Annotated in this window: 14 protein-coding genes; all 14 read right to left on the reverse strand. The window is 57.4% G+C overall.

Annotated features, from left to right (window positions below; all coding sequences use genetic code 11):
- Positions 1-2 precede the first annotated feature (2 nt).
- The 14 genes from FDM28_RS01455 to FDM28_RS01520 all read right to left on the reverse strand — a co-directional run bounded on the left by FDM28_RS01455 (position 3) and on the right by FDM28_RS01520 (position 13,536).
- On the reverse strand, positions 3-599 hold the full coding sequence (locus FDM28_RS01455) for a TetR/AcrR family transcriptional regulator (protein ID WP_240791909.1): 597 nt from the start codon (positions 597-599) through the stop codon (positions 3-5).
- A 187-nt stretch (positions 600-786) separates the two neighbouring features.
- Positions 787-1,455 (reverse strand): nucleoid occlusion factor SlmA, encoded by a 669-nt coding sequence (gene slmA, locus FDM28_RS01460; protein ID WP_138512329.1) that lies wholly within the window; start codon positions 1,453-1,455, stop codon positions 787-789.
- Between the two features lie 66 nt (positions 1,456-1,521).
- Positions 1,522-2,943, reverse strand: a complete 1,422-nt coding sequence (locus FDM28_RS01465) for a sensor histidine kinase (RefSeq protein WP_138512331.1) — start codon at positions 2,941-2,943, stop codon at positions 1,522-1,524.
- A 16-nt stretch (positions 2,944-2,959) separates the two neighbouring features.
- Complete coding sequence (locus FDM28_RS01470; RefSeq protein ID WP_138512333.1) at positions 2,960-3,646, reverse strand: response regulator; 687 nt, start codon at positions 3,644-3,646, stop codon at positions 2,960-2,962.
- A 60-nt stretch (positions 3,647-3,706) separates the two neighbouring features.
- Positions 3,707-4,600, reverse strand: coding sequence for an acetylglutamate kinase (gene argB, locus FDM28_RS01475; protein ID WP_138512335.1), 894 nt, complete (start codon positions 4,598-4,600; stop codon positions 3,707-3,709).
- A 97-nt stretch (positions 4,601-4,697) separates the two neighbouring features.
- The gene (locus FDM28_RS01480) at positions 4,698-5,561 is read right to left on the reverse strand and encodes a GumC domain-containing protein (protein ID WP_138512337.1); all 864 of its coding nucleotides are present in this window, start codon (positions 5,559-5,561) and stop codon (positions 4,698-4,700) included.
- A 41-nt stretch (positions 5,562-5,602) separates the two neighbouring features.
- Positions 5,603-7,579 (reverse strand): polysaccharide biosynthesis protein, encoded by a 1,977-nt coding sequence (locus FDM28_RS01485; protein WP_240791868.1) that lies wholly within the window; start codon positions 7,577-7,579, stop codon positions 5,603-5,605.
- Positions 7,580-7,597: 18 nt separating this feature from the next.
- Positions 7,598-8,152 (reverse strand): sugar transferase, encoded by a 555-nt coding sequence (locus tag FDM28_RS01490; RefSeq protein WP_138512339.1) that lies wholly within the window; start codon positions 8,150-8,152, stop codon positions 7,598-7,600.
- Positions 8,152-9,108, reverse strand: a complete 957-nt coding sequence (locus FDM28_RS01495; RefSeq protein WP_138512341.1) for a UDP-glucose 4-epimerase family protein — start codon at positions 9,106-9,108, stop codon at positions 8,152-8,154. The genes FDM28_RS01490 and FDM28_RS01495 overlap by 1 nt, the downstream gene beginning before the upstream one ends.
- On the reverse strand, positions 9,099-9,857 hold the full coding sequence (locus FDM28_RS01500) for a glycosyltransferase family 2 protein (RefSeq protein WP_138512343.1): 759 nt from the start codon (positions 9,855-9,857) through the stop codon (positions 9,099-9,101). Before FDM28_RS01500 ends, FDM28_RS01495 begins: the two co-directional genes overlap by 10 nt.
- A 104-nt stretch (positions 9,858-9,961) precedes the next feature.
- A complete protein-coding gene (locus FDM28_RS01505) occupies positions 9,962-11,179 on the reverse strand; it encodes a glycosyltransferase family 4 protein (protein ID WP_206021892.1) in 1,218 nt (405 codons plus the stop codon).
- A 4-nt stretch (positions 11,180-11,183) separates the two neighbouring features.
- Positions 11,184-11,960, reverse strand: a complete 777-nt coding sequence (locus FDM28_RS01510; RefSeq protein WP_138512345.1) for a class I SAM-dependent DNA methyltransferase — start codon at positions 11,958-11,960, stop codon at positions 11,184-11,186.
- Positions 11,957-13,069, reverse strand: coding sequence for a DegT/DnrJ/EryC1/StrS family aminotransferase (locus FDM28_RS01515; protein WP_138512347.1), 1,113 nt, complete (start codon positions 13,067-13,069; stop codon positions 11,957-11,959). Before FDM28_RS01515 ends, FDM28_RS01510 begins: the two co-directional genes overlap by 4 nt.
- A complete protein-coding gene (locus FDM28_RS01520; protein WP_206021926.1) occupies positions 13,066-13,536 on the reverse strand; it encodes a cupin domain-containing protein in 471 nt (156 codons plus the stop codon). Before FDM28_RS01520 ends, FDM28_RS01515 begins: the two co-directional genes overlap by 4 nt.
- Positions 13,537-13,561 lie beyond the last annotated feature (25 nt).

The following is a 13,561-nucleotide window of genomic DNA, read 5'->3' on the forward strand; positions in this document are numbered from 1 at the left end:
GCTTACACGGCCGCAGTGGCGTAGCGCGCAAGAATGTTGGCAAATCCCCGGTTGGCACGCTCGATGGAGCCGGGGTTTTGGAGGAATCGGGCTTCGTAGTGCAGAGCCAGAATGAGGCCGTGAATTTCAAACGCCATTTGCTGCTCGTCGGCATCCGGGCGTAAATGGCCGCATTGCTTGGCGAGCACCACTGCGCGGTACAGCGCACCCAGCCAGGTTTGCACCGATGAAGCCAGTGCATCGCGCACCGGGCCGGGTCGGTCGTCAAACTCGACCGCGCCACTGATGAAGATGCAGCCGGACTGGATTTCCACCGCAACACGCTTCATCCAGTTGCCAAACAGGGCCTCCACGCGCGGCAAGCCGCGGTCAGCGTGCAGCGCGGGGTAAAACACCTCTTGCTCGAAGCGATTGAAGTATTCGCGGATGACGGAAATCTGCATCTCCTCCCGCGAGCCGAAGTGCGCAAACACACCGGACTTGCTCATCTGGGTGACTTCGGCCAGCGCGCCGATGCTCAAGCCTTCCAGACCGATTTGGGTGGCCAAGCCCAGAGCGGCCTCCACGATGGCCGCCTTGGTCTGCTGGCCTTTTTGCATGGCGCGACGGGCGGGCGCACGCTTGGTGCCGGACTCGGCAACTGCGCCTTCTACAGCGGTTTCAGCAACAGGAGACATAGACGAAATACCATCAAAAATAGAACGACCGTGCTATTCTGCAGCATTTCGTGGGACCGTGTGAAGTCCAAACCCCCTCTAGAGGCCGACTTCTAAGGAAAACTAGGGTTTACCCGAGGATGAGCGCGAGGGCGCCATCCAAATGCTCGGAGGGCAAGCGCTTGAAACCGGAGCGTGCAAAACGCTGCAAGCGGCCGGCCACAAAGGCCACCACGGCAGCGGCCTGCACCTGCACGTCCGGCGCGCCCTCGGTGGCAGGGGCCAACAGCGCGGCATCGCGCAAGCACTGCTTGAGGGTGGCTTCCACCTTGTCAAACAAGGCATTCATGCGCTGCTGCAGGCGCTCGTTTTCCAGCACCAGTGCGTCGCCCACCATCACCCGGGCCATGCCGGGGTTCTTCTCGGCGAACTGCACCAGCATGCCGGCAATGCGCCGTGCCTGGCGGGCGCCGGTGGCCGGGCCGGCGTCGGCGGCCTCTTTCTCGATGATCTGGTTGATCAGCGAAAACACGGTTTGCTCGATGAAGTCGATGAGCCCCTCAAACATCTGGGCCTTGCTGGCGAAGTGGCGGTACAACGCCGCCTCGCTCACCTCCAGACGCGCGGCCAGTGCTGCGGTGGTGATGCGCTCGCCCCCGGGCTGCTCCAGCATGGTGGCCAGCATCTGCAGGATCTGCACCCGGCGTTCACCCGGCTTGGGCCGCTTGCGCACTGGCGCCTCTGCCGTGGCGGTAGCGGAGGTGTTGGCGTCAGTATCGGCAGCTGGAGAGTCAGACATGGCGTTCTCAGCAGTGAGGTTGAAAGTTAGTGGCCACTCAAATTTTCGCACACAGCCGTTGGGGGCTTACGAGACCGGGCCAGGTGGAAACTTGAGCCCGACACACAGGCCGCGCCCGTTGCTTCCGGGCTTGAGCTCCAACTGCGTGTGGTGGATATGGGCGATCTCGTTGGCAATGGCCAGCCCCAGGCCATTGCCTTCTACTGCCGTGCCAGGCACGCGGTAAAAGCGCTCCAGCACCCGGTGCTGCTCTGGCTCGGGCACACCGGGGCCATCATCCTCCACCTCCAAAAACGCATGCCGGCCCTGCCCGCAGCGGATGGTGACATGGCCGCCCGCCGGGGTGTATTTGATGGCGTTGTCCACCAGGTTGACCAACAGCTCGCGCAGCAGCCACTCCTGCCCGCTGATGTGTACTGGGCAGGCGTCCAGCCCCAGGTCAATCTGCTTGTCCATCGCCGCATCCAGCTGCGACTCCAGCACCGCCTCACAAAGTTGCTGTAAATCGATGCGCTGCAGCGGCTGCACATTGGCGCTGCGCGCATCTGCCCGCGAGAGGGCCAACAACTGGTTGGCCAGCTGCGAGGTGCGGCGCGCCGCTTGCCGCAGGCGCAACACCTGATCCGCTCCTAAAGTAATAGCTGCTGGCGCATGATTTACGGGCGCTAGCGTGCTTTTTTTATCTGAAACCTGGGCATCAACCACCTGCGCCCACGCCTCCACCTGCGCCTGCAAACCTGCCAAAGGCGTGCGCAGCTGGTGGGCCGCATCCGCCACGAAGCGGGCCTGGCTCTCGGCTTGCGCGTTCACCATGCCAAACAGGCGGTTGAGCGACAGCACCAAGGGCCGTACCTCGTCCGGCGAGGCATCCGGGTCCAACGCAGACAGATCGCGCGGCGAGCGCCGCTCCACCGCGTCCCGCAACTCCAGCAAGGGGCGCAAACCGGTTTGCACCGCCCACTTCACCGCAAAAAAACCTGCCAGCGCCAGCAGCAGATTGGGCAACAACACGCTGAGCAGCAAACGCCGCAACCACTGCTGCCGGTAGTCGGACCCGTCCGCCAAACGGAGCACCAGCTCCCCGGCCACGGTGTGCACCCGCTGGGCGACGATGCGGTAGGTGACGCCGCCGAACTCCTCGCTGCTGAACACCGGGTCCTGGGTGGTAGGCAGCGGGCCGGTGAGCCACTCCGCCCCCATGCGCAGGGTGTCATCCATGTTGGCGATGGAAAACGCCGACAAGCCCGCGCGACCGCTTAAAAACTCTTCGACCGGGGGGGCCGTCAACAGCACCAGTGGCGCAGTGGGCGTAGCGCCTCGGGCCACCACCGAATCCGCCAACAAGGGCACGAGGCCGAGCAGTTGGCGGTCTTGCTGCAGCGCAGCGCTGTCGGCCGAACGGTAGTCAAACCAGGCATTGAGCATGGCCAGCAACACCAAGGGGAGTAGCAACAGCAGCAATAGGCGCCGCTGCAGTCCGGTGAACATGCCGGAACCCACCGCCCTAACCCGCGACCAGTTCCAGGCGGTAACCGAAGCCCCGGATGGAGCGCAGCGCAATGCCGTGCGGCTCCAGCTTGCTGCGCAGGCGGGAGATGTAGACCTCGACCGCGTTGGGCGTGATTTCCTTGTCCCAGCCGGTGAGGGCCTGGAGCAATTTGTCTTTGTTGGCGGGCTTGGGGGCTTGGAGCAGCAGGTATTCCATCACCGTCCACTCCCGGGGTCCCAACTCCAAAGGATGGGCGACCTGCCCCGCGCCACGGATGCAGGCAATGCGCTGCGCGGTATCCAGCTCCAGCGCCCCGAAACTGAGCACCGACGAGGTCGCTGCCTGCGAGCGCCGCAACAGGGCGCGCAGACGGGCCAACAACTCCGGCAGCTCAAAGGGTTTGACCATATAGTCGTCCGCGCCCATGTCCAGGCCCTGCACCCGGTCCTGCAAGGCATCGCGCGCGGTAAGGATGAGCACCGGCATGGTCTGCCCTTCTTTGCGCAGCGCCTGGGTCAGCGCCAGGCCGTTCATGTGGGGTAAACCGATGTCGATGACGGCAATATCGAAGGACTCGGTCTGGGTCACATCCAGCGCCCGCTCAGCGCTGCCGACCCAGTCCACCGCGTAACCGGCATCTGTCAGCCCGAGTTTGATACCGCTGGCGACCAGCACATCATCTTCCACCAGCAGGAGTCGCATGAAATCCCTCGTTAGCGCTTGATTTGTATGCGCAAGCAGCTATCAAATCAATAGCAGATATCAGGCCGACCGGATCATGGTGCCGAAGGCTTGGTCCGTCAAAATTTCGAGCAAGAGCACGTGGGGCACCCGGCCGTCGATGATGTGCACCGAGTTCACGCCGCTCTTGGCCGCGTCCAGTGCGCCGGCGATCTTGGGCAGCATGCCGCCGCTGATGGTGCCGTCGGCAAACAGCTCGTCGATGCGTTGGGCGGTCAGGTCGGTCATCAAGGCTCCCTGCTTGTCGAGCACACCGCTGATGTTGGTGAGCATCATGAGTTTTTCTGCCTGCAACACGGTGGCGAGCTTTGCAGCCACCACGTCGGCATTGATGTTGTAGCTCTCGTTGTTGTCGCCAAACCCAATCGGACTGACAACGGGAATGAATGCGTCGTCCTGCAGCGCCTTCACCACGCTGGGGTCCACGCTCACAATGTCACCCACTTGGCCCACGTCGTGTTCTTTGGTGGGATCTTCGTTGTCCACCATCTTGAGCTTTTGAGCGCGGATCATGGCGCCGTCGCGACCGGTCAGGCCCACGGCTTTGCCACCGGCCTGGTTGATCAAGCCCACGATGTCCTGCTGCACCTCACCGCCCAGCACCCATTCCACGACTTCCATGGTCTCGGGGTCAGTCACGCGCATACCCTGGATGAATTCACCCTTTTTGCCCAAACGCTTGAGCAGGCCCTCAATTTGCGGGCCGCCACCGTGCACCACTACCGGGTTGATACCTACCAGCTTGAGCAGCACAACATCTTCTGCAAACGCTTTTTGCAGCGCCGGGTCCGTCATCGCGTTGCCGCCGTACTTGATCACCATGGTCTTGCCATGGAACTTGCGGATGTAGGGCAAGGCCTGGGCCAGGATTTGGGCCTGGTCAAAGGGTGCAACGAGGGAGGATGCGTCGGTCATAGTGTATGCGTAGTTACAAATGAGATTGCTGATCCAAATTGTGCCGCAAGCTTTAGTGCATTTTTCCGGATTGTGCGCCCTACAACCATCGCGCGAATCAAGCCGACGTCGACTTGTAGCGACGCCACCCACGATAGAGGAAGAACGAAAACAGCCCCACAAATAGCCCCACAACCACACCAGCGATCAAAGTCAGTGATTTCTTTGGGAATACAGCACTTTCCAGGACATACATGGGCCCCAACAGCTTCATGGACTGAGTCAAAGGTTCCTTCAGTTGGACACGCTGCTCCCGATGCAGTTTTTGCAACCTCGCCAAATCCTCCCGCTTCAACATCAGTAGTACCGATCCGCTTGGTGTCGATGCGAGACTTTTTTCCTGCTGTGCCAAGAATTTCTGAGCCTCGTCAATCTGTTGCTTGGTAGATGCCCGCTGGTCTTCAAGCTCCTTGATCAGAGGCGTTGCGATGTCGCCCTGCGATTGACTCAATTGACCCACGATCTTGGCCAAGCAAGCCTCAGCCAGAGCTACCGTGTCCGCACGGTAAGCGAGTGAAATAAGGCTGTTGCCCTTGACTAGGCTAGTCTTCATGCCCTCAGCCAACTCTTTAGACGATCCAGCCTGACATGTCTTAACGATGTCGTCACCATAAAAAGTGACGAGCTTTAATCGCTCCATCGTTTGCGCAACAGGCTCAGTCGGCATCGGCATCGGCATCGGCATCGGCGTCGGCGTCGGCATCGGCATCGGCGCAGCAAAATTCATGCCGACTGTTGCTGGTTGAACGACTGCTGTTGCCTCGTACTTGGCTGGAGCCACCATCAGAAAACCCATCGCTCCCAGCAGCCCAACCGCACAGCCACCCGCCAACCAATGCCATCCAGACTTGAGGTACTCCATCAACTCCCAAATATTGATTTCATCGTCGTTGGCTTCAACAATTTTCGCATTTTCACTCATAGTATTTCCCAGCTTACTAACGGAGTCAGCTTAACGGCGACTCAATACCTGTTTCCGAGCACCAGGCGATCTGCCTCGGCTTCTTGTTCCATGTGGACCCAGTCCACGATCTCATCGCTTGGGGTGTAACCGGAAACCAGTTGCACGATCAAGGCGCGAATGACGCCCACATCGTTCACGCTCAGCGCCAATTCCAGCGTGCGCAACTTGGACTCCAAATCTGCCCAGGCCATGAAGTCCTCGTGGGCTTTCATGATGCGGGGGTGCGAGGTCGGCTTGGGGTTGTCGCCAATCAGCAGTTCTTCGTAAAGCTTTTCACCGGGGCGCAGGCCGGTGATTTCGATCTCGATGTCGCCATTCGGGTGCTGCTCGTCCCGCACAGTCAGGCCGGACAACTCGACCATGCGCCGGGCCAAGTTGATGATCTTGACCGACTCGCCCATGTCCAGCACAAACACCTCTCCGCCTTTGGCCATGGCCCCGGCCTGGATCACCAACTGTGCCGCTTCGGGGATGGTCATGAAGTAACGGGTGATCTCTGGGTGGGTCAAGGTGATGGGCCCACCGTCCCGAATTTGCTGGCGGAACTTGGGCACCACCGAGCCCGATGACCCCAACACGTTGCCAAAACGCACCATGCTGAACTTGGTGCCCGGTTGGGCCGCGGCCAATGCCTGCAGGGCCATTTCCGCCAGGCGCTTGCTGGCCCCCATGATGTTGGTTGGGCGCACGGCCTTGTCGGTGCTGATGAGCACAAAGTCGGCCACGCCGTTTTCTGCGGCGGCCTGCGCGGTGCACAAGGTGCCCATCACGTTATTTTTGATGCCCTCTGTCGGGTTGTGCTCCACCAATGGCACGTGCTTGTAGGCGGCTGCATGGTAAACCGTGTCCGGGTGCCATGTGGACATGATCTCGCGCATGCGGTCTTCGTCTTGGGCGGACGCCAGCAAAGGAACCAGGATCGTCTTTTCGCCTGCTAGTCGTGCTTCCAACTCCTGGTGAATGGCGTACAACGCAAATTCACTCAGATCAACGAGCAGCAACTTTTCGGGCCCAACGACCAGGATCTGGCGGCACAGTTCGCTGCCGATGGAGCCACCTGCGCCAGTGACTAAGACCACCTTGTTGAAGTTGTTCTTGGACAGCAGCAGGTGGTTCGGCATCACTGGTTCACGGCCCAGCAGGTCGTCGATGTCCAAATCCCGCACATCGCTCAGGCTTACTTTGCCGGTGGCGATGTCGCTCAAGCCAGGTAAGGTGCGCACGGCAATCTTGTGGGATTTGAGTGCATCCAGAATCTCATTGCGTCGTTTGGGGGAAACGGAAGGCAATGCCAAAAGCACATCGGAAATCGGGGCCTCGACCAAGATTTCTGCCAAGTCGGCGGGGTTGTGGATGGGCAAGCCATTGAGCACATGGCCGTGCAGGCGATCGTCATCATCAAAATAGCCCACCACGCGCATTTCGGGGCTGTTAGCCATGGCCGATGCCAATTGCCGCCCGGCACTGCCAGCGCCATAAATCAAGGCCTGGGGCATGGCCGCTTTGCGCAAATGCTGGTGGTACAGCCCGCCCAGCCACACTCTGGCTGCGGCGCGCGATGCCCCCACGAACACCAGCAACAGCAAGGGCTGGATCAAACCAACGGTGCGCGGCACATCCTGCACGCCATAGAACGTGAAAATGCCTGCAAACACGAACCCATACAGCAGCATGGCACGCGCCACGGCCACCATGGCGGGAAGTCCGCTGTACCGGAAAATGGCCCGGTAGAGCCCAGAGGTGATGAAAATAGGCAACGCCAACACCACCGAAGCCAGGACAGGCCAAACAGATGCACCAGACAGCGGCACGAACGCCCCAAGGCGCAAGTAAAACGCTAGCCACACGGACAAAACGCACAGGCTCGCATCCAGCGCCAACACAAACCCACGCTTGACTGGGCGTGGAATGGCCAAAACAGGCACCGCAAGGCGACGGAGTTCGCGCATCATGATGTCACCCATGATATGAAACATCACTGAGTCCTGAGTCCGTCATTTCGTTTTCACCCTATCTCCCGCGCCTTTGCCACCTACCGTCATGAAGATGTATTTAAAGTACAAGGCGATCGTCAAATCTTGCAGCATCCGGGCATCGGTTTCCGCCAACAGTTTTGGCGTTGACATGTCGATGCTGTTGACCTGCGCCAACCCAGTAATACCTGGCCTGACCTCAAAAACACCACGGTTATGTCGTTCGGTGATCAATTCAGTTTGATTAAACAAGCAAGGCCTTGGACCAACCAGACTCATTTCGCCTTTGAACACATTCCAAAGCTGTGGCAGCTCATCCAACTTACTGCGACGCAAGAATGCCCCTAAAGGCGTAATTGCCGACGCATCAGCCAAATGAGAAGCCACAGAGGCAGTGTCAGGTCGCATTGTGCGGAACTTCACCAAGGTAAACGGTCTTTGATCTCGGCCAACCCGCTCTTGACGAAAGAGTGGCGAACCCGTATCAAACAGACCGACCGCATAGATTACGAGCAGCACCGGGGCTCCAAGTACCAGCCCCGTTATAGAAAACACCATATCCAATAGACGCAACATCACAACCTTTGCTGGACCGCTCTGCGCAGTCCTTCATCCACTGACACTGGGGGCTTCCAATTCAGCAAAGTACAGGTATTACTGATGTCGATCTGCAACGAGCCCAATAGGCGTTGTGCAATCGAACTTTTGCCTAGCAAACGTGATGCGATGATCAGAATGTTCACTGGTACCGGAATTAATCGCGCTGGCCGATTCAAAGATTTCCCAATTCGACGCAAAAGGTCAGCAGTGGAAAGGTCTTCACCATCACTAACCAATAAAGTTTGATTAGCTGCCTCGGGGTGATCGACACAGGTCAGAATCAAGTCCACCAAGTTATCCAAGCCCACGAAACTTCGACGGTTAGTTGTTGCCGAGCCAAAGGGCAGTGGTAAGCCACGAGATACCCAGTTCATCAAACTAGAGAAATTACCCTTCACGCCTGGCCCGTAAACCAATGGTGGACGAATAATTACGACTTCCATACCGGTTTCAAGCGACAGAAGCCGCAACCCAGCCTCAGCTTCTGCCTTAGAAATCCCATACGCATCCTCTGGCGCAGGAACATCGTGAGCTGAGTAAGGACCTCCTGACTGTGTCTTTTCACCGTTAACTTTAATTGAGCTGAGAAACACAAAACGCTTAGCGCCCGCAAGAGCTGCCTGTCTGGCCAGGTTCAAAGTTCCAGCTACATTCACTTTGTAAAACTCGGCCAAAGGATCAGATGAGGCGTCGTGCATCACATGCACCCGAGCAGCGCAATGCACCACCACATCTACGCCAACTAATGCCTCGCTCCAGTCAGTATCTGCCTCAATGCTTGGTACAACTAAAGCGGGATTTTTAGCATCACCGAAACGCCTTGCTTGCTCATTGCATCTAAAGACTGCACGTATTTTCATACTACGTTGTTGGGCAGCTCCGAGAAATGCGCTTCCTATAAAGCCTGTCGCACCAGTCAAAATTACATGCATAAATTTATCTGGCGAAAAAACTTTACAGGCAATCTTAGCAAGAGCATTAGCATGCTTGAAAAAACTTTATTCTCAAGCAAAGATCGTCGCATTTCCTTAGTAATGACAAAGTTACTTCGCCAGCCAGAAGTGCTTGCACCACCAGTAAGCATCCTCACCCAATGCTTTCCGGTTGCTTGATACTTAGCACCATCTATCAGCAAGAGGCGTAGGAGAAAATCGAAATCCGCAGCAATTTTGTAGCTAGTCTTGTAAGAACCTACCCTCTTGTAGGCTGTCTTTCTCACAAATACTGCAGGATGTGGTGGCATGAATCCCAAACGAAACATCCAGGTTTTAAAACCAGCGCCTCGGTATGTTCGTACTGGATTTTCCAAGTCGCCACTCTTGACAAAGTCAACATCACCGAGGAGCACATCTAATGTCGGATCAGATGCAAATGCAGTTGCAACCTCATTTAAAACATTTTCATGCACATAAAAATCATCTGAATTAAGAATTCCAATGACTTCACCAGTAGCACGTTCCACACCCTTATTCATTGCGTCATAGATGCCGTTGTCCGACTCTGAGCTGAATATCAATTTTGGGTGAGAGTGTGCATCAACCACCTGCATCGTCTTGTCAGAAGACTGGCCATCTATTATCAAATGCTCAATATCTGTGTAGGTTTGAGTTGCCACTGAACGCAATGTATCGGCAATAGTTGCAGCACTGTTGTAGGAGACGGTAACGATAGATATTTTCACTTGCAACAGCCCAATTTAAGTAGGTTACGTATGAAGTCGAAAACTAGGAACTGCGGGTATTGATGATAGGCCCTAGTAAGATGAAGTGCCACCTGGCTGCATAATCATGCTACCCCGTCCACCACAGCATCGATGATCTGCGCTAAGCGATGGTTGAATTGCGCTTGTCCCTGGTGCTGGCTGCGTTCGACGCCTCGAAGTGACATCGAGGCGGCAAGCCCATCGTCAGTCCAGACACGGGTAATTTGAGCAGCCATTTCCTTCGCGCAGTTTGGGTTGAAGTAAAGTGCCGCATCACCACTTTGCTCTGGCATACCGTAGATTCCGGAAACGATAGCTGGGCATCCAAGAGCTAGTGCTTCTAGCGGGGGAATGTTAGTTGGGCCGAAGAACGTCGGCATGACAAGAGCGCGTGCCCGCTTGTAGAAACCTGCTAAGTCGGCGTCAGGGACGTAGCCGACAAAGAACACTTTGGAATCGATGCAAAGCGCCTTTGCTTGAGCTTGTACTTGCTCGAAAGCATGTTGCTTGCCACCGCTGAGCACCAGAGCGATGTCCGGATGGGCGTTTGCGACGATCGAGATAGCCTCCAACAAGCGTAAGTGGTTCTTATGGGGCCAGAACTGTGCCGGATAGAACACGAAGCGCTCTGGCAGTCCATAGTGCGCATCAAAGTCGGCGCGAGGTGTAGTGTCTAGCAGGTAGCTGGGAGCGACATAGGGTAGTTGCCATATGCGTTCATTAGGCACGTGATAGCTCTCGACCACCTGGACGCGACCCACCTCTGAATCCACCAGCACCGCATCGCTGCAGCACGCGATGTTGCGGAAGCGGTGCTCACGGATGCCGTGCCGGAAACGCGCGCTGACCTCGGGAAAGTGCGGCTCGTAACGGTGCATCAGGTCGTGAATAGTACCGATAGCGCGGACACCGGGAACCTGGTAAGTAACCGATTCCTGAGCCGGGAAAATCCACGTTTCGCAATCGAGCTCCCGGAGTTCGCGCACCAGCGGATTGACCAGCGGCGACAGCATGCGGATGAGGCTCACGGGTAGCCGCAGGGCCATGGCGGCATCGGCGATTTGGCTGCCGCGGTGGGCATGGCGCAGCGCATGACCGGCGAGACCGAGGCGCGCTAATATCGGCGCCCAGTCGGCATCGCCATGTGCTACCGTGATGCGGTAGCGTGTCGCATCAAGGCGTGACAGAGCCTCTACCACCGACTGCGCATATTGAAACATACCGCCAGCGGTGGGCGCTACACCCAGATACAGGCCGATGCTGCGCAGCGGCGCTGGCCCGTCGTATTCTGGCCGGCTCATCGAGTCACCGCTTACGTGCCAAGACACAGACGCCCCAGGAGTCGAGTGACGGGCGCTTGCCAGTCATCCACTCCTCAGTTCGCTCGCGCACGAAGCCGTGGCCGCTTAGCAGGAGGTCTATCTCGGGCAGGAAAAGGTAGCGCATCTCGTGCGTCTCGCGCACCTCGGTCGTCACGCCCGTCGCGTGATCAAGTACGAACAGGTCGTAGTTAACGTCGACCACGTTCTCCGCGTCGCGGATCACGGGTTCGGCCAGACGCGTGACTGCGATGTGTTCGTCGCTCAGTCGCTTGACACGTACCGACGGTCCCTGAGATAACACTGCCGGGCCGTACCAGAAGTCGAAGATAAACAGGCCGTCCTTGTCGAGGTGCGTAGCTGCGGTCTCGAATAGCGCATTCAAACGCTGCTCGGCAGTCTGGTAACTGACCACATGAAACAGCGACGCTACGACGTCGAATTTACGATTGATGCGAAAGCTGCAGGCGTTTCCCTCGTGAAAAGACACGTGATCTTCAGTGACGCCCATGGCGACCGCGCGCGCGCGCGCGCGCTGCAGCATCGTCTCGCTGAGGTCGACGCCACACACGTTCAACCCAGCCTCCGCGTTGAGCTTAAGTGCGTGGATGCCAGTGCCGCAGCCCAGTTCCAGCAACGAAGCAGGGGGCTTACGCGAATGCGCGCTGATAAGGGAGCGAATGTAGGCAGTCTCGCCCGCATAGTCTTTGTCCGCGTACAGCAGGTCGTAGTAGCGCGAGTAGTTACCAAAATTGTGGCTCATTTGCGGATCACCTCACGAACGATGCGAGCTGCTTCACGAATCTGCTGCTCGGTCAAGGCGAGGCCGCTAGGTATATAGAAGCCGCGCCGCGCAATGCGCTCGGACACGGGACAACGGGCCTGTGCCATGAAACCCATGCGTCGCAGCACAGGCTGCTCGTGCATTGGCCAGAAGAACGGCCGCGTGCCGACGCCAGCGCCGCCCAAGCGTCTCATCGCCTCCTCGGCGTCAAATCCGATGGATTCCTTCAGCACAATGCCGTAGACCCAGTAGATGCTCTCGGCGTAGTCGACGCGCGCCGTTGGCAGTTCGACGTCGGGCATGCCCTGCAGCAGTTCGTTGTAAAGCCGGCCCATGGCGCGCTTACGCTCGATGAACTCTGGCAGGCGCTCTAACTGCGCAACGCCAAGCGCCGCCTGCAGGTTGGTCATGCGCATGTTGTAGCCAAGTTCCTCGTGCACAAAGCGGCGCGCCGGGATGAAGCACAGGTTGCGCAGGTCACGGCTGCGCGCGGCGAGCGCGTCGGAGTCGGTGACGATCATGCCGCCTTCACCGGTAGTGATGTGCTTGTTCGGATAAAAGCTGAAAATGCTGATATCGCCGAAACTGCCGCAAGGCTTACCGCGGTATGCCTGTCCATGCATCTCGGCGGCGTCCTCAATCACTTTAAGATCGTAACGTCGCGCAATATCGAGAATCGGATCCATGTCGCAGGGGAGGCCGTAGATGTGCACCACCAAGATGGCCCTGGTACGTGATGTGATCGCCGCCTCGATCAGCGAGACGTCGATGTTGAGCGTCGCAGCATCGGCATCGACAGCCACCGGCACCAGGCCCGCGCGCACAATCGCTGCGGCGCAGGAGATGATGGTGAACGACGGCAGGATCACCTCGGCGCCTGCCTCTAGGCCCAGCGCGGCAACGGCGGCATCCAGCGCCATCGATCCGTTGGCCACGGCTATCGCATGCTTGCGCTGCACCAAGGCCGCAAAGCCCTCCTCGAAACGCTTAATAAACGGCCCCTCGGACGAGATCCAGCCAGTTTCGATACATTCGTTAAGATACTTCTTTTCGTTACCGTCCAGCAGCGGATCGTTTACGGGGATCATTGCGCTTCTCCACTCAGTCGAACTTGAGCGTCGTCAATCGGTGAAAAGCGAGTTTTATCATGGTCGCCGGCATATGGGCCCTGTTTTACTTCAATGATCTCCGCAGCCTCAAGTATCTGGAACCCATGCCCACCAAACGCTAGCAAGATAACATCGCCAGCATTAAGCATACGGCTTTGGACATAAACCCTCGCATCGGTGTAAAAGTCAACACGAACCTTACCAGACTTGATAAAAAGAACTTCTTTCGTATACTGAACCTCGCGACGAATAGGGTTATGCACATGCGGCGGGATAACATACCCGCTTGGTCTTTTCATGTAAGCCAACTGTTGAGAAAATTCATCTGGTGTAAAAAACTCAATCCCCTCTTTTTCATAAGAATGACGAAGAATAATAGCTAGCACCGACGATTCAAAACATATTTTTTCAATCATTTTCAATTCCAATTTCAATTTCAATTTCAATTTCAATTCAACTTATGCGAGATTT

Origin of the sequence: Rhodoferax bucti (assembly GCF_005876985.1) — a bacterium.
GTDB classification, from domain to species: domain Bacteria; phylum Pseudomonadota; class Gammaproteobacteria; order Burkholderiales; family Burkholderiaceae_C; genus Allorhodoferax; species Allorhodoferax bucti.

What these genes read in the sequence shown, in the direction of transcription:
- FDM28_RS01455 (WP_240791909.1), bottom strand. Translation starts at nt 599, where the DNA reads ATGCAAAAAGGCCAGCAGACCAAGGCGGCCATCGTGGAGGCCGCTCTG.
- slmA (WP_138512329.1), bottom strand. Translation starts at nt 1,455, where the DNA reads ATGTCTGACTCTCCAGCTGCCGATACTGACGCCAACACCTCCGCTACC.
- FDM28_RS01465 (WP_138512331.1), bottom strand. Translation starts at nt 2,943, where the DNA reads ATGTTCACCGGACTGCAGCGGCGCCTATTGCTGCTGTTGCTACTCCCC.
- FDM28_RS01470 (WP_138512333.1), bottom strand. Translation starts at nt 3,646, where the DNA reads ATGCGACTCCTGCTGGTGGAAGATGATGTGCTGGTCGCCAGCGGTATC.
- argB (WP_138512335.1), bottom strand. Translation starts at nt 4,600, where the DNA reads ATGACCGACGCATCCTCCCTCGTTGCACCCTTTGACCAGGCCCAAATC.
- FDM28_RS01480 (WP_138512337.1), bottom strand. Translation starts at nt 5,561, where the DNA reads ATGAGTGAAAATGCGAAAATTGTTGAAGCCAACGACGATGAAATCAAT.
- FDM28_RS01485 (WP_240791868.1), bottom strand. Translation starts at nt 7,579, where the DNA reads ATGTTTCATATCATGGGTGACATCATGATGCGCGAACTCCGTCGCCTT.
- FDM28_RS01490 (WP_138512339.1), bottom strand. Translation starts at nt 8,152, where the DNA reads ATGTTGCGTCTATTGGATATGGTGTTTTCTATAACGGGGCTGGTACTT.
- FDM28_RS01495 (WP_138512341.1), bottom strand. Translation starts at nt 9,108, where the DNA reads ATGCATGTAATTTTGACTGGTGCGACAGGCTTTATAGGAAGCGCATTT.
- FDM28_RS01505 (WP_206021892.1), bottom strand. Translation starts at nt 11,179, where the DNA reads ATGAGCCGGCCAGAATACGACGGGCCAGCGCCGCTGCGCAGCATCGGC.
- FDM28_RS01510 (WP_138512345.1), bottom strand. Translation starts at nt 11,960, where the DNA reads ATGAGCCACAATTTTGGTAACTACTCGCGCTACTACGACCTGCTGTAC.
- FDM28_RS01515 (WP_138512347.1), bottom strand. Translation starts at nt 13,069, where the DNA reads ATGATCCCCGTAAACGATCCGCTGCTGGACGGTAACGAAAAGAAGTAT.